The 15594-nt window shown below is 49.8% G+C and carries 18 protein-coding genes; 12 read left to right on the plus strand and 6 right to left on the minus strand.

Going from position 1 to position 15594, the window contains the following annotated elements; translation table 11 throughout:
• Positions 1-723: 723 nt before the first annotated feature.
• Positions 724-1980 carry a S8 family serine peptidase gene (locus tag KK062_RS27075; RefSeq protein ID WP_254087517.1) on the minus strand — a complete coding sequence of 419 codons (1257 nt, stop codon included), beginning with the start codon at positions 1978-1980 and terminating at the stop codon, positions 724-726.
• A gap of 26 nt (positions 1981-2006) precedes the next feature.
• On the opposite strand from KK062_RS27075, the gene KK062_RS27080 reads away from it, so the two are divergent.
• A complete protein-coding gene (locus tag KK062_RS27080) occupies positions 2007-2540 on the plus strand; it encodes an SUKH-3 domain-containing protein (RefSeq protein ID WP_254087518.1) in 534 nt (177 codons plus the stop codon).
• Positions 2541-2658: 118 nt separating this feature from the next.
• Here KK062_RS27080 and KK062_RS27085 read toward each other — a convergent pair whose 3' ends face one another.
• The 4 genes from KK062_RS27085 to KK062_RS27100 form a co-directional block, all read right to left on the minus strand.
• On the minus strand, positions 2659-3168 hold the full coding sequence (locus tag KK062_RS27085; protein WP_254087519.1) for a hypothetical protein: 510 nt from the start codon (positions 3166-3168) through the stop codon (positions 2659-2661).
• Positions 3169-3277: 109 nt separating this feature from the next.
• Positions 3278-3970, minus strand: a complete 693-nt coding sequence (locus KK062_RS27090; RefSeq protein WP_254087520.1) for a sulfite oxidase-like oxidoreductase — start codon at positions 3968-3970, stop codon at positions 3278-3280.
• Positions 3971-4012: 42 nt separating this feature from the next.
• On the minus strand, positions 4013-4798 hold the full coding sequence (locus KK062_RS27095; RefSeq protein ID WP_254087521.1) for a FecR family protein: 786 nt from the start codon (positions 4796-4798) through the stop codon (positions 4013-4015).
• Between the two features lie 196 nt (positions 4799-4994).
• The gene (locus KK062_RS27100; RefSeq protein WP_254087522.1) at positions 4995-5777 is read right to left on the minus strand and encodes a hypothetical protein; all 783 of its coding nucleotides are present in this window, start codon (positions 5775-5777) and stop codon (positions 4995-4997) included.
• A 592-nt stretch (positions 5778-6369) separates the two neighbouring features.
• Here KK062_RS27100 and KK062_RS27105 point away from each other — a divergent pair.
• The 5 genes from KK062_RS27105 (at position 6370) to KK062_RS27125 (ending at position 10919) form a co-directional block, all read left to right on the plus strand.
• Positions 6370-8226, plus strand: coding sequence for a tetratricopeptide repeat-containing sensor histidine kinase (locus tag KK062_RS27105; RefSeq protein ID WP_254087523.1), 1857 nt, complete (start codon positions 6370-6372; stop codon positions 8224-8226).
• Between the two features lie 4 nt (positions 8227-8230).
• Entirely contained in the window at positions 8231-8947 is a 717-nt protein-coding gene (locus tag KK062_RS27110) for a response regulator (RefSeq protein ID WP_254087524.1), read from the plus strand.
• Positions 8948-9033: 86 nt separating this feature from the next.
• The gene (locus KK062_RS27115; RefSeq protein ID WP_254087525.1) at positions 9034-10131 is read left to right on the plus strand and encodes a toll/interleukin-1 receptor domain-containing protein; all 1098 of its coding nucleotides are present in this window, start codon (positions 9034-9036) and stop codon (positions 10129-10131) included.
• 111 nt (positions 10132-10242) lie between these two features.
• Positions 10243-10503 (plus strand): hypothetical protein, encoded by a 261-nt coding sequence (locus KK062_RS27120; RefSeq protein ID WP_254087526.1) that lies wholly within the window; start codon positions 10243-10245, stop codon positions 10501-10503.
• A complete protein-coding gene (locus KK062_RS27125; RefSeq protein WP_254087527.1) occupies positions 10500-10919 on the plus strand; it encodes a DUF5763 domain-containing protein in 420 nt (139 codons plus the stop codon). The genes KK062_RS27120 and KK062_RS27125 overlap by 4 nt, the downstream gene beginning before the upstream one ends.
• A 174-nt stretch (positions 10920-11093) precedes the next feature.
• Here the strand turns inward: KK062_RS27125 and KK062_RS30845 are convergent, their stop codons facing one another.
• The gene (locus KK062_RS30845) at positions 11094-11216 is read right to left on the minus strand and encodes a hypothetical protein (protein WP_262899329.1); all 123 of its coding nucleotides are present in this window, start codon (positions 11214-11216) and stop codon (positions 11094-11096) included.
• 166 nt (positions 11217-11382) lie between these two features.
• Here KK062_RS30845 and KK062_RS27130 point away from each other — a divergent pair, with 166 nt between their 5' ends.
• From KK062_RS27130 to KK062_RS27155, 6 genes are all read left to right on the plus strand, one after another.
• Complete coding sequence (locus tag KK062_RS27130) at positions 11383-11721, plus strand: YegP family protein (protein WP_254087528.1); 339 nt, start codon at positions 11383-11385, stop codon at positions 11719-11721.
• A gap of 13 nt (positions 11722-11734) precedes the next feature.
• Positions 11735-12844 carry a DUF4236 domain-containing protein gene (locus tag KK062_RS27135; RefSeq protein WP_254087529.1) on the plus strand — a complete coding sequence of 370 codons (1110 nt, stop codon included), beginning with the start codon at positions 11735-11737 and terminating at the stop codon, positions 12842-12844.
• 1 nt (position 12845) lies between these two features.
• Positions 12846-13229 carry an HNH endonuclease gene (locus KK062_RS27140; RefSeq protein ID WP_254087530.1) on the plus strand — a complete coding sequence of 128 codons (384 nt, stop codon included), beginning with the start codon at positions 12846-12848 and terminating at the stop codon, positions 13227-13229.
• Positions 13230-13241: 12 nt separating this feature from the next.
• Positions 13242-13862 carry a hypothetical protein gene (locus KK062_RS27145; RefSeq protein WP_254087531.1) on the plus strand — a complete coding sequence of 207 codons (621 nt, stop codon included), beginning with the start codon at positions 13242-13244 and terminating at the stop codon, positions 13860-13862.
• Between the two features lie 5 nt (positions 13863-13867).
• Entirely contained in the window at positions 13868-14812 is a 945-nt protein-coding gene (locus KK062_RS27150) for a DUF4407 domain-containing protein (protein ID WP_254087532.1), read from the plus strand.
• A 64-nt stretch (positions 14813-14876) separates the two neighbouring features.
• On the plus strand, positions 14877-15506 hold the full coding sequence (locus KK062_RS27155) for a hypothetical protein (RefSeq protein WP_254087533.1): 630 nt from the start codon (positions 14877-14879) through the stop codon (positions 15504-15506).
• Positions 15507-15594 lie beyond the last annotated feature (88 nt).

A 15594-nucleotide genomic window follows, 5' to 3' on the forward strand; every position in this document is an offset into this window, starting at 1 on the left:
GTTTACAAAATTTTACGTTTGCCGTAGCATTTTTTTTTTTCGGGATATCGGCGTTGAATACGGATCAAAAATACAGCATGATATTTCCCAGATGTTGACAAAAGTTTATGCGAGCGGGAGCATTTTTTGTGTTTGCGGTTATTTCTTAAAATGTGATTTACAGTTTTCCTGGTGAATCGATAAGGTGCGGAAACGATCGATTCTGTGAACTGTGCGGGGCGTTTGTTGCTGTATCGTGGACTTGGAGACAGATGCACGACCTATGATTAAGCCGTACGCGCTAATAATCTATACCTCCGTATCTCATGTAAGAGATGGAAGAGATGGGGAACTGAGATATAGAGGTTGGAGGAAGTATTAAGGGCGAATGCGTGCGTCCCGATATATTGAGTGCTTTGATATCTTCTGCCGCGTATGCGCTAGGCGATGCCCTGACAAGATAAGCCTATTGGTGATCGATGCGGAAGGAAGTTTTATGGTTTCGGAATATGAGGACGGTGTGGCGTAGGTCGTGCTTGCGGAGTGTTCGCGCCCGCTCTATGGATTTCACTCCCTTAATTTTCAGGTCTGTGGGGATAATCTTTGCTTTGATGGAGCCGGCGATTACACCACTGATTTCATCACTCGCTCTACCTTCATGCCGAGCTTCGCCAACGCCTCCGCAATGCGAGCGATGTCTTTGATATGCGTATCGTAGATCGTAATAATGATTCCCATATTAAATCAGGAAGTAAACACGATGCCGACACCGGCGTCACTGGTCCGGAGGTCTAGCCCACGTGCACCGTCCACCAGCTTCTTCCAGATAGCGTCGCCTGTGACGTTCGGATACTTTTCCCACAACAACGCGGCCATGCCAGCGACAAAGGGTGTGGCCATCGATGTGCCCGAGAGCACATCATAGCCTTTCTTCGTGCAGCTGATGATATCGACGCCCGGTGCTGTAATGTTCACCTGGTTGCCTTTCTTGCGCGAGCCGCCACACGAGAAGTCCGCTACCTGGTACTGATGATCCACGGCGCTGACGGATAAAATCGAAGGACAGTTCGCAGGATGATTCACGGGCTTGATGACACCACGCTTGCGGCGGCTGTCGTTGCCTGCGGCGGCAATCAGCAACGTGCCGGATTTTAACGCGCGTCGCGCCACGGTCTCATAGCTTTCATAGTATGTTTCCCCATTCTTCACAGCAGACCCCAGCGACATAGAGATCACCTTGCATTTATTCTCCAATGCCCACTCGATGCCCGCGAGGACAAAGTTGTCTTCGCCCTCGCCGTTGTTCTTTAAAACCTTCGCGACAAACAACTGCGCCTGCGGTGCCACACCATACCGGAATCCATGCGAGTGGCTCACGTGCCCCGCCGCAACACCGGCACAATGCGTGCCGTGGCCATCCAGGTCGTTGGAGGACTTGCCGACAAAGGAGACGGCGCGGATCTTACGACCTTCGAAGTCGGGATGCTCGGCATAGATGCCGGTGTCGAGGATGGCGATGCGGACGCCTTTGCCGGTATACTTCGACTTGAGCACGTTGATGGCGTGGATGCCCCAGGTGGCGTGCTCGTCGTCGAGATAAGATGTCAGCGGCTTTTTGGTCGGGCGCTTGGCGAGGGCATACACGTAGCGTTCGCGTTCCTGGCCGAGGAAGATGCGGTCGCCGCTGCGGGCGGTGGTGAGGCGCTGTACTTGCTCGGTGTGCGGGGCGTTGACGACGGCGACTTTTAATTGATCGAAGACTACCCCGTCGGCTTCGGAGAGGGCTTTGGAAACGGCGGTGAGGGGCGAGGTAGCGCTTTTATAGTCGCGCAGGTTGGCCATGCGCAGGGAGGCGGTTTGGGCTTTGCGTTCGATGGCGGTGCTGCCGGCGGTGTCGTTTAATACCACAATATCACGGCCGGTGAAGCGGTGACTGCCGGCTTCTTTTTCGGCGGAGACGACGGGTTCACGTTTGGACGAGGAAGGGAGGAAGTTGGCCATGCGGAAAGATAATACTTGGCGGGAAAATGAAAAATAAAATTCCATCCAGCCAACTGGCTGATAGCGCTAAGGTTGCTTTTTTACTAAACTTGTATAATGCTCAAGCATATATGAAACTATTCGATGAACGTACACGAGAAATAGTAATGAGAAGTGGTTGGTTTGAGGGACGTCAAATAAACACAAGTGCATTTCAAGAGATGGCTTTAAACGAGGGGTATTTTTGGTTTGATAAGGCCGATCAGTTGCTTACTGAATTTGGAAATCTGAAGATTCTCTTCAATACTACGGTTGGCGTAGATGAAACCGCGCATTTTGATGCGATAAAGGCAATGAGAGATATTGATCCAAAATGGATAAAGGAGAGTTATTTTTTACGAATAGATAGTAAGCGTCTATGCCCGATTGGACAAGCCTACAGTAATCACATGACGTTGATGGTGGATACAGAAGGTGATATATATGGTGGGTATGACGATTTTCTTTGTCTTGTGGGGCGTGATGTTCAAGAAGCGCTGACAGCAATTTGCGCAAATAAAAAATTTCCGGAACTTCCTTGAGTTTAAGACAGAAACGTCTCCTGGAACACTAACCACGTGTCGAGCAACACCGGTATACCACGTTCCGCTCTTATCCGGCAGTGTCGTTCAATTGACTTCTCCTGCGCGTGCCACGGCATTATGTTGTTTCGCCCACTTTTCTAAAATATGTAGGCCATTTTTTATACCCCCACGGCCATCTCTTTTGTGACCAGATTTGTTTTTGTCGACGCCGCTCAAGTCTATCCTTCTCGTTCAATAAGTATAACTTCTTCCCGAGGTGATATAGCCTATTACTAAATCGATCTTTGTCTTGCACACGAGAACTTAGCAATTGTTGAGGGAAATCAGATTCGCAAATACTATTTGGAAGTTTATCAGCTGATAAAAATACAGAGTCAGTACTATTTCCTCTTCGTAATGTATCGTAAACGTCAATGAAAGAAAAATGGAGTGTTTTGCCAGAGAGTTTCCATTTGCCCATTGCCCAATTTTGGATTAAGTCAAATTTCCACTCAAACGTGAAGGTAGAATCTTTATTTAGTTCAAGACATGTCCCAAAATGATCGCAATATTTTCCAATGAGTCCTTGGGCATAGGTTGTTGTATAAAAGCAAAGGAACACTAATAATGAAATTACCTTTATCATATCAGGCAAAGATATAATAACCGCATTGATGGAAACGATAAAATTGTTTTATCAGGCAGAGGTCCCCCCGCATGGGGGCGCTCAGATCTGTGCCAATTGCTGTCGCAAGTTAGCTATAGCGGTCATTCCGCCACGGATAAGCCGTGTTCGAATACCCGCGCTCTTCCCAGAACCCAGGCTGATCGGCGGTTATAAACTGAATGCGTTTGATCCACTTGGCGCCCTTCCAGGCGTAGAGCTGTGGCGTAATCATGCGCACCGGCCCGCCATGTTCCTGGGGGAGGGGTTTGTCTTCGAAGGTGTGCACTAATAATACATCCGGCTTCAGGGCTTCTTCCAGAGATAGGTTGGTGACGTAGGTGTCGTAGCCATAGCAGAGGATATGCGTGGCTTTGTCGCGTGGATGGACCAGGGCAGCGAGGTCCATCAGACGGACGCCTTTCCACTGCATATTGAGTTTTGACCAGGTGGTGACACAGTGGAAGTCGGAGGTGTCGTCGGTTTGGGGCAGGGCCAGGAAGTCGTCCCACGTGAGGCGGACGGGGTTTTCAACGGCGCCGTCGACGATGAGGCGCCAGCGGGTCAGGTCTACGTCGGGTTGATAGCCGAGGTCGAGTACGGGCCACTTTTCGGTGATCGTTTGGCCGACGGGCACTTCGGGCATGCCGTGGCGATTGAGCTGGCCGCTGCCCTGGGGCTGCGTGTCGGCGACGGAGGGGGTGTGTCGGATCTTTTCTTCAAACCGCGCCTTCAGCTTCATGCGGGCTTCGACGATGCGGGTGAGCTTGTCGGGGTCTTCCATGTCCACGGGTGTTTGTGGACGCGAAGATACGAGGATGGATACTTAGTTCGAGCATTGCTCGCCATGGATGATGACGACCGATTCACGTCGGTCGTATTTCATCGTGCCGAGTGCCAGCGACACTGTTTGGAGGATGTTGTCCAGGGTGACCTGCTCGTTTTCAAATTCGGCGGTGATGGTGCATTTCTTGAGCTCGTCATTTTTAATGATGACAGTGGCGTGGAAGTGGCTGTCCAGGGTGCGGGCGATTTCTTCCAGCGTGGCGTTCTGGAAACTAAGTTTGGGGAAAGGCCAGCTTACCCGATTGGGATCAAAGGATTCGAGGCGGGTGGTTTGAGTACGGGTGTTCAGTGTGAGCTGGTGTCCGGGCGTGATTTCGATGTCCTCGTCGTGGAAGTGCACCACCACCAGGCCGTGTGCGACGGCGATGCGGGCGATGCCTTGCTCGGGATCGGCCGACACATTAAAGCCTGTACCTTTTACTTCGACGGTCGCGGCGCCCAGGGTGTTTACCAGGAATGGCTTGGTCGGATCGGGCGCTATTTCAAAATACGCGGATCCGCTTTGCAGGTTTACGACGCGGCGATGGTCTTTGTTGACCAAGGTGGGCGCGTAGCACAATACCGTGGCGGTAGAGGTGATGATAGAGCTTGCGTCGGGAAGATCGAGTAGGCGCTCTTGACTGACGACGACCTTGTCATCGCAGCTTTCCGCGCGATCGCCTTTCAGCCACACGAACAGGAAGGCCAGCAATGCGGCGCTGCAAAGGGCGATGAGTGATAGTACCGGAACGCGTGACACGGCAGGCGTTGGTTCTGCGTTTATCATGACAACTCAGGTTTTGGGGTTTGGAAGAGAAAGCTAACGGTTCTGTATACTTTTTCATACAGATCCTACACTAAAGACACCTGGGTTATGTGGCGGTATTAGACAAGTACGATAAAAAATGTCAAAAATGACAATAATTTCCGTTGTGATACCCGATGCAAGGTATCATAAGATTGAAATATAAGGTTGGATAAGTTTATTTCCCGTTACCCAGGTCGTCGACCGTGAAGGTTGTGACCGGCTTGATCTTTAGATTGTTGGTTTCATAGGATAGAAAATACTCCGCCAGTCGCCGCTGCTCTTTGTCCTTAGAGCGTTTCATGTCGGCGATTTTGAGCTCCAAATTTTCGAGCTTCGTAAAGTCTTCTTGGGTGCGGATCAGCACCGTTCTTCCTCCAATGGGTTCAAATACGGTGGACACACCTGAAAAGATGCCTTGCATCACAGGTGGTTGTTCGCGAAAACCGATTTTATAAACATGGTGGATCTCCTTTCCACCGGTAGCCCGCATGCAAATAAACAGGCATCCATTTTTTAGTAACATTTCGCCTGCATACAGCCATGTTGGTCCCTGAAGTTCAAACCAGATTGTATTGTTCTTTTCGATGATCCTTACCGGCGATCGCATGACGACGCCGATCTCTGCATTGCGGCGTACGTAACAGTAATAATTGCCGAGGCAACTCATGAGCACCGGGCTTCGCTCTTTATCCAGTTGATCGCATAATACGATGAAACTTTTTGCACCCAGATACTGCGCAAGCACGTCAAGTTTTGACTGGTTTAACGGCACCGTTTCAATGCCCGATTCCCGGGCTTTCTTTGTTTTCAGGTACATACTCTCATATAAATACTTCTTTGTAATACCCTCGCTGATTTCTATTTCCATCGCGATAAATCCTTTGTTGTCCAGTCGCTGCTTCGTTTTTGCGGCAAGCATTTCCATAAGGCGTTCGATGTAGGTGATATGTACGTCCATGTTGATAAGGGTATAACAATTAGTGGATAAAAAAGGAATAAAACAGGAAATCATCGGAAAGTCACGGGTAGGCTATCGTACGGCCTTTATTCACCTTTGAACTACGTTAACGCGATCGATCGATCAACGCTTGCGACGAGATGTTTACGCGGTGCTGCTTTCATGGAGGCAGCCACGGTAAAGATCTCCGGCAAGTCACACACTCCATGGCTTAAGTAAAGTTCCAGGCAACTGGCGAGAAATCCGCACGGGATTGAAATGACAGGTCCATCCAGACCTGCCCCGGGACTTCCATGCCTTTTCCGCCAGCCTTCTGGAGAATCTTCCGAAAACTAAAACTAGTAACAAAAATGAAAACCTTTAAATATCTATTGCTTGTCGTGTTTATTTCTATCACTGCTGTAAGCTGCACGGAGGAGTATGTTGCTCCTACGAATAACGAGGACATTCCGATCGTTATTCCGCCCCCGCCCAAACCGTAACGGGGCCTTTTATACGGTGGAGTCCTTGAGGACTTCACCGTTTTCTTTATCTTAGTATGATCTAACCAGCCTTGTGCTCTATCCGTATGCGTTTTATATCTATAGGATGTGTGGTATTTGTACTCACGTTTACTAGCGCCGGTGCTCAGGATCGAAAGCTGGACAGCCTCCGGCGCGCCGTGCAGACCGAGCAGGCTGCCGGTAATCGGTATCGGACGTCCTTTTCCTTGTCTCATATCGGATTCTACTATAATAGTCTCAAGCGCGATGACAGCGCTTTTTATTACTATAAATTGTCGCTTTCTCCACGGTTTAAGTCTGCCAACGATACCCTGAATGCTTCGTCGCTGAACGCGCTCGGTACGTTGTTACAGCGCAAGGGTATGCTGGACAGCGCTATTTATTACTTTAGCGATGCGCTTTACCTATACCAACAGCATGGTAAACGCGGCAACGCGATGGCCGTAGAGATCAACCTGGCAATGGTCTATAAAGAGATCGGTCTCTACGAAGAGGCACTTGATACGCTGTTAAACGCGCTCGACTATCTCGAACGCCGACCACCGGGTGCGTACCTGATCATCGGCTACAATACACAAGGCAATATTTGCCTGAAGACAAGAGACTATCAGGATGCCCTCGTTTCTTTTAATAATGCCGTACACGCGGCACGGGCGGCGGGTATCGACGCTTATATTGCGCCGCTACTCAACAACAAGGGCGAAACGTTTCTACGCCTGCATCGATACGATAGCGCCTTGAGCTGCTTGATCCGCGCTGAAAATATAAAACGGAATGCGCGTGATACCAAGGCATTGGGAAAGACGTTAAACCTGCTCGGAGAAACATATATGGCACTGGGAGATGAGCGCCGTGCAACATCGCTTTTGCAGGAAGCCCTCGCCATTCATACCGCAGCCGATTCCCGCATCGACGAGATTATTGTACTCCATAATTTGATTGAACTGCAGCTGCGCCAACGACGATATGCGGAGGCGGGTGAACTGCTGGACCGCGCCGAAAGGCTGGCGCGCGCAGGGCGTGCCCCCGATTACCTGCGCCAGTTATTGGAGCAACGACTGGCATTGTATCGCGCGATGCATCCAAACGACCTCACGGTAAAGATCGTGGAGGAATTGTTGATGGTTAAAGATAGTTTGCTGAACAAAGACAAGGCGCAGAGCCTTCAGGCCCTCAATATTCAGTATAAAACCCGGCAAAACCTGGAACAACTGGCGAAAATGGGCCAGGAGGCCATCCAGCATCAGCAATGGATCAATAGACTCATTGGGCTGGCCATGGGGGTTACCATTGTGGTTATTGTGATATACCTATTGTACAGGTCCAGCCAGCAAAACAAGAGAAAAGCAGAGACGCTGTTTAAGGAGCTGAACCATCGGGTTAAGAATAACCTGCAAATATTGTCGAGCGTGCTAAGCCTGCAGTCGCAGAATGTGAAGGATGAAGACGCGCTGCTTGCGATTAAAAGCAGCGAGAGCCGCGTCAACGCCATGGCGCTTATTCATAAGAAGCTTTACCGTGACGATAACAACCGCACCATCGATATGAAAGAGTATGTCGAAGAGCTGGGCGACTTCCTGGTGCATACCTATGGATTTACGACGGACCGACTGCAGCTGCGGATACAATGTGACGCGGTGTCCATCGATGTTGACAAGGCTATTCCCATCGGGTTGATCCTGAACGAGCTGGTCAGCAATGCGCTGAAGTATGCGTATGACAAGCATCCGGCACCCGCGCTGGAGATCCGCTTACAGGAGCCACGCGCAGGGGAGGTGCGGATCGATGTGCGCGACAACGGCGTGGGCATGGGTCCGCAGAAGACACGGGAGGGATCTGGCTCGTTTGGCCTGAAGATGGTGAATATGTTGATTAAAGAGTTGAAGGGAAAGGTCGATGTAGAAACCCAGGCCGGTACCGCCTATCGTATTGTATTACCCCTATAAAGTTATGACTGCTATAAACGTACTCATTGTGGAAGACAAAGCCCTGATTGCCGAGGACATTGCGGGCAAGCTACGCAAGCACGGACTGGAAGTTTCCGGCATATATGACTCCGGTGAAGCTGCCCTGGAGGCTGTGAAGACAACGCCGCCGGATCTTGTGCTGATGGACATTGAGCTGGCCGGCGCCATGGATGGTATTTCGGCGGCCCTTGTGCTGACACAAGAATACGACATACCGGTGATTTACCTGTCTGACTTTGCAGACCAAAAGACGCTGGAGCGCGCGAAGAAAACGCAACCCGCCGCCTATATTACCAAACCTTTTAACGAGGCTGACCTGGTACGGGCCATTGATATTGCTTTTACAAATGCCAATACGCATGCGGCCAGGCGCCCTGTTAAGAAAGACCATGTATTTTTACGCGAAGATAACCAGGTGTTCCGCCGGCTGAAGCTCGACGACATTTTATACCTCCAGGCGGATCGTGCCTATTGTAACATCGTGACGGAAACAAAGGAGTACACCTTTTCCACCAGTATGAATCACATTTGGGAGCAACTGGGACAGGAGGATTTTGTGCGTGCGCATCGCTCGTATGTGGTGAATTTAAATCGTATTGCGTCGCTCGATGGTAACGTCATTCATTTTGGTAAGAAGCAGGTGCAGATGAGCGATGGCTATCGGGAGGAAGTGCTGGGGAGACTGAAAATCATTCGGTAGACTTCGGAAAAGTACCCGTTGTACCCGGAAAGTGGGTTTGTGAGTTATTCCTGTTTAGTAGAGTATTAACGCTAAATACGAAAGGGATGGCTAAAGCTAAATACCGGTATGACGTCTTCATCTCGCACGCGGTGGAGGATAAGATGGCTATTGCCAACGAATTGTACGATGCGCTGGTGGCGAAGGGAGTAAAAGTATGGTATTCGGGCAAAGAGCTCAGTATCGGCGAGCGCTTAATTGACACCATCTTTCAGGGACTTGATAAATGCCGTTTCGGCGTCGTGATCTTAAGCCCGACCTATCTGACCAAGATCTGGGCATTGGGTGAGTTTTTCACCTTTTTGCGCCGGGAGCAACAGGAGAATAAAAATCTGATCCTTCCGGTACTATATGATATTACACCGGAAGAGCTGGCGGCACGGTATCCGCTGATGGCGGATATTGTTGCTGTACGGGCAACAAAAGGAATCGACTACGTCGCTACGGAGATCTGTCGGGCTGTGGGCATATGCCCGGAAACGCCGCCGCCACCGGTTTTCAACTGGAAACGAATCCTGCTGATAGCCTGTGCCTGTCTCCTGTTAACGCTGGCCGTGTACGGCATCATACCCTTCTTTTCTCAATATCCTAAAGCAGCCATCGTGACGGAAGCGATTGAACATCGCATCCATGATTTGCAACGGGCGACAGATCAGAATTTGCAAGGGCTTATCCGCCGGCAGCAGATGAATCCTGAGGGGTTGTCGCGTGCCGTCGTTTTATATGATAGCTTTTTGAATACGAATTCGTACTACCGAAACGAATATACTGTGGTCTGGCCCGGCAAAGAAGTTTCCGGGCGACATAACGTCGAGATGACACTGAAACGACCCATGAAGGAGTTCACGCCGGCTAATCAGTATGGCATGGTTAATCCACAAGTGTATGCAAGCGCTTCCTCCTGGGTGTTTTATAACCCGCAGTCGGTCACGTATACAACTATCGTTGCGCCCGAGCAGGGGGAAGGTTACGCCGTGACGGTGACGTATTCCGAGGGAGTACGCATGGTATACACCACGCTCGACTTTCCGAAGTCTGCGAGCGACACCAAACGCCATCAGGTCACGATCACCGCCTTGCCCCCTACGGAGACCTACACGTTTGTACAAGCGGGCGATGCCTGGGTGCTGCAGGGCGTGAAATAGTGTGGAAAGCTTATTTTGTCCAAGGGAAAAAATAGCGTTTCGTCCGGAAAGTTGGGTAGCACGAATTGCGGCGGTAAAGCAGTTTTAGCGCATAGTTAACCCCTATGTGTTATGAGCTTAAGTAAAGTATTAGAGGACTGGTCCGATTATGATAACCGGAAACAAAAGAAGGAGGACTCACACTTCTTTTCCTGCACCGAAAAATGGGAAATAGATTACCTTGTCGACAAGATCCACGAAGCTTTTGGCTACCTCGACCGGCTGGCCATTCGCGATGCGATAACCCATTTCTGCAACCGCAGCAACGCCCCGCACCCCCGAAAGATCTTTGTCACGAGTGTACTGATGCGGTTAGGAGTCGTCGCCTCATGAAAAAGCTAACGTTGTTTATCTGGTGTCTGTGGCTGTTGGCTTGCACCGCGCCACCGGTCGAGGCCCAGACGGTATATGTTACGAAGACAGGCAAGAAGTATCACGACGACTACTGCCAGTACCTGCGTACCAGTAAGATCGAGATCACATTGTCGAAGGCGCTGGAGCTTGGCTACGACGCCTGCAGCGTCTGCAATCCCGCGGTGGAGGTGGACGACGCTGCTGAGGCTGACGAGGCGACCCCTGCATCAGAGAAATCTGACGATCGTAATACGCCGGCCCCTTCATCAAAACCAGCTCGCCCGGCACCGGCGAAGAAAGCGACGACTTCATCGCAGTGTAGTGCGTTGACAAAAGCCGGTGCGCGTTGTAAGCGTGCCGCCAGCGCCAATGGTCGTTGCTGGCAACATCAGTGACGATCGGAAAGCTCTCAGCCAGGGCAGGAAGACGCGTGATAGGGTTGGGAAAGTACGTTGTTCGAAAGCCCGCCGCCATCGCGTACTTCATATCGTCAACGCACCAACACCATGTATCGCGCTATCTTCCTGTTCCTGCTGTTATTTACGCACTGTAGCACCGCGGATACTCCGCTATGCCCCGATAAGACCTGTGATGACTACGCCACGCAGGCTGAAGCGCAAGCCGCTTTCGACGCCGATCCATCGTGCCTGGGCGAACTTGATAATGACAACGACGGCAAAGCCTGCGAGCATCTCACAGATGGTACCACGCCTGGTACGAACTGCCCATCCACGTCATCTTGTGGTTGTTCAGGGAAGAAAAAAGACAACTGCGGCGGGCCGTGTTGTGAGTGGACGACAGGAAGCGGCTGTGGATGTAAATAGTAATATCAAGAATCACCTATTAAATACTATAACCATGAACAATCCCAAATTCGAAATCTTCAAAGCTAAGAATGGCGAGTTCTACTTCCGCTTTAAGGCCGGAAACGGCAAAATCATTATAATTAGTGAAGGATATGTTGGCAAACCTTCCTGCGTCAATGGCATCGACTCTGTGAAGCGCAACGCTCCGAATGACAATCGTTATGAACGGACCGATAAGACAGATGATTATCGGTTTAATTTGAAAGCAGAGAATGGCCAGGTGATTGCACGTAGCAGCGAGGGATATACTACTAAAGTAAATCGTGAGAACGCTATTGACGTTGTCAAGAAAGAGGCCCCGAACGCTCCTACCGAGGATCAGACTGTCTAACCATCTTTTGTATATGGCTTGGTCTTTCAGAAAGTCGAAATCTTTTGGCCCATTTCGTTTTTCATTCTCCAATCGAGGGGTGGGTATGTCGATGGGTGTGAAGGGTGCGCGGATCGGGGTGAACAGTCGGGGTACGCATGTTACGCTTGGTGCTAACGGCATTTATTATCGAAAGAATATTCGTGGTAAATCGCGTATTTCTGCCGTAGATACCTGGTCGGTCAAACAAGCCGAGTTTGAAGCAAAGGTACGCGACGTGGAAGACGATGCTGCGATGAACAGTCTGACGGATGTGGACTCGCAGGATTTTGTATCCGAATTGGAATCAAAGGCTGGCCAATTTGCATTTTATAAACCGGTTCTTATTGCTGGCTTGATCGGAATGATGCTGTATGTTGGATTCTGCCAGTCTCGGTCAGCGGATATGCCGATATTTCTGGTGTTGGGCATCGTGTTGATGGCCGGGTGGGTAACGTCTCTTGTCTGGATTCGACGATGGGATGAGCGACGAAGAACGATGTTTGTGGACTATACCATGGAGGAAGGACATCGTGAATTGTACGATAAATTCATTCTGTCTTTTCAGGAATTCGCCACGACATCCCGGATTTGGCATAATGTAGCTACCGAGACCCTTGAGGATCGCCGTCGCCATGGTGGCGCCAATCAATCGGTGGATCGTACTCTGATCAAGGAGATTTCGTCCCACCGCCTTCCATCACCGCACCTGGTCATGAACGTGTCGGTGCCTTACATGCACCTGGCTGATAAAGAGGTATACTTTTTTCCCGAAAGGATTATTTTCCGAAGGGGGCGGCAGCTTGGGGCGGTGTTTTATAAAAACATTCAGATCAAGCGGGAGGACGTTCGGTTTCAGGAGAGCGAAAGTTTACTGGCGGACGCGACCGTAGTCGATCAACGGTGGCAATACCTAAACAAAGATGGTGAGCCGGACCGACGCTTTAAAGGCAATCGGCTATTATCAATCTGCCTATATACGGAATACACCTTTACGTCCGGGCAAGGATGGAACGACACGATCATGACCTCGCGCACCGGCGCCATGGATCGGTTTGCCGAGTTTATCAGATTGATAGGTGAATACCAGCGAAAAGCTACATAATATGGAAAGTCGGTTTCATGTCGGTAAGATCCGGAACAGCTCGCTGACCCGGTCGCGTTTTGGCGACTATGATTTTAAAGATCAGATCGTGGCGCAGATTGAGATTGAATTGCCAGAAAAGGGTCACGGTAGTTATGGGAAACTATTGTTTGACAAGCGCTGGTTTGCCCGCCGGGCTGAAATTCTGGAGCGCGATAATAGTTGCTGCGTGCTCTGTGCCAGTGGTGACAAGCTGCAGATACATCACCGCCAATATCACTACATCGTTTCTCTGCGACAGTTTAAGGCCCCGTGGGATTATGCCGACAATTTGATGATCACGCTCTGTGAGCGTTGCCACGGTCGGGGCCATGCCCAATATCACGTACCTATTATCTACCTGTAATCTACTTGTAATATGAGCTTATTTAATTTTACTAGAAGTTCCAACGGTGCCGGCACTGTTGAAGAAGTAAAAACGGAAAAAGTGTTGACCCTGCACGGCATCGCCTCCGAGCCGGTTACCAGGACGGCCACGCCGGAGGTGCCGGAGCATGTGTTTGTCGAGGCTTCTAAAAGCAAGCCAGCCAAGACATCGCCGGAGCAGCCACAAGCACGCGCGGCTAACGACATTCACACCTTGTACCAATACCTGGAGCAAAACCTGGAAAAGCGAGGATATGAGGATGCTCTCATTAATCCGGATACCAGTTATATGGAAGAGAACGTGCTGTACATCAATAACGACCTTCAACTGTTGATTGCCCGGGTGAAGATGTATTACACCGGATACCTGCGTACGATCGATTTTCACATTGATTCCCGCAGCCGGAGCGGTATGCTGGAGACTGTCGACGAGCTCGTGACATTCAAGAAAACAGTCGAACAGGAAATGAAAGAAGTGGAAACCATTGGTAATGATGCTGACACGGGCAAAGGGTTGTGTCAGAACCTGGTACTGGGATACAAAAAAGGATTTCGCAATGGGTTTGCGGCAATCACATACAACGCAATCTTTGGAAGAAGACCTAATCCTTAATAGATATGAGAAACGGATGGCTTAAGTTTGGGTGTTTTCTTACGGGTATCAATTATAAGATACTCAGCTCTTGCAGCGAACTGTCGAAGAAGCGGTTGTTGAAATATACTTCAGCGTTGCTGATCATCTGTTTGTTATGGATGTTTATCGGGTATGCTTTTACGGAGCGCTATTTGAAGGGAACCTGGTATATGTGTCTGGCGGGTTCGATCTTGATGATATTCTTAATTGTGCAGATTGAGCGTCAGGTGATTCTGGCTTCAAAGAGTAGTTGGTTGATGGGTGGGTTTCGTACGTTGATTGCACTCTCCATGGCCATGATTGGAACCGTTATTATAGACCAGAATATGTTTAAGGACGACATCGAAAAACGGAAGATAATGACAATAGGAGATGAGGTAAAGAGGGTCTTTCCAATACGCGCGGAGGAATATCGGCGCCAGTTGGCAGAGATTGATTCTACGATCGTTTCTAAAGAGAAGGAGAAAAGGCAGATTATCGATGAAATCTCAAAAAATCCCTTTGTTAAAATCGTGGAACAAGATATATCGTATGACACAGCCAAGCGGAAAAGTACAAACGTGTCGATACGAAAGTTGCCGAATCCCCAGGCAAGCCTGCTTGAGCCTATGGATAAAATGATCCTGGCATTACATAAGGAAAAAGCAAAGAGGGATAGCTCATTGATCGGACTGCGTCAACAAATTGAGGGGGAAATTAAGGCCAACGTTGGTTTTTTAGATGAGTTAGAAGTGATGTTTTCGCTACTGTCCGAATCTGGTATTTCATTTGGTGCCTGGCTGATCTGGTTTATTTTTCTCCTGGCGCTGGAGCTGTTTATTCTCGTGAGTAAAATCGGGGAGTTGGAAACCGACTATGACCGCCGCATGCAGCAGCAGATGGAGCTCCATTACAGACGTATAGCCTTGTTAAAACAGCAGGCTGAATAGGGTATACGTTTTTCTGGTACAGATATTGTTACTTTCAGGATACACCTATCTAACCTACCTGCGTATGGGCATCTTTCTACAGGCGCACCCGGTGAGCTCGCTACTCACGTTGTTATTTTTGTTGTTCTGTATTCCGGCGGTCAGTGCCCAGCTTGAAAAAGTTGATACGACCGATTTTACGCCGATGCAATTGGAAACCCTGCAGGTACTGCGAAACAGCCAGGAATCGCGGCCACGCGGTTGGCGATTGTCGCGCGACCGCATACGGCCTATCGGCACGCCACGCGGTGCCGACATACACCTGAAACGTATGGTGTTGTTGCCGACGTTCGCCGCGCCTTCGCTCAATGGTAGTTCCAGAGAAACGCGATCGGGCGGCTCATCTTCATCTTCGTACCAATTTAGTTTGATCGTGGGTGTTGGCGCGCATGTACGGTGGGAACGTGTCGGCTATGATGGTTATTCGGTGGAGGTGAAGAAGCCCATTGGTGTAGAGCCGCAAATGTTGTTCTACCAAAGGAGCCGTAAAGACGCCCGGGTATTTGAGAGGGTGTATGCGTTGTCGTTCACTTTTTTGGGATATGCTTCGATTGGGTATGGATACTCGACAAATAATACGTTGAACGATAAGAACCGGCACATGCTATTGGCCGGTGTTACCGTCCCGCTGGAAGATTTTTTCCACTATAGATAGAACGAAAACGTATCTGGCGCAAGGTACTGTCATAAGGACCAAGTGTCAGGTTAAGATTTTTTACTAATTTTATCGTCTTAAAGAGGAC

It is taken from the genome of Dawidia cretensis (assembly GCF_018598175.1).
GTDB lineage: Bacteria > Bacteroidota > Bacteroidia > Cytophagales > Cyclobacteriaceae > Ohtaekwangia > Ohtaekwangia cretensis.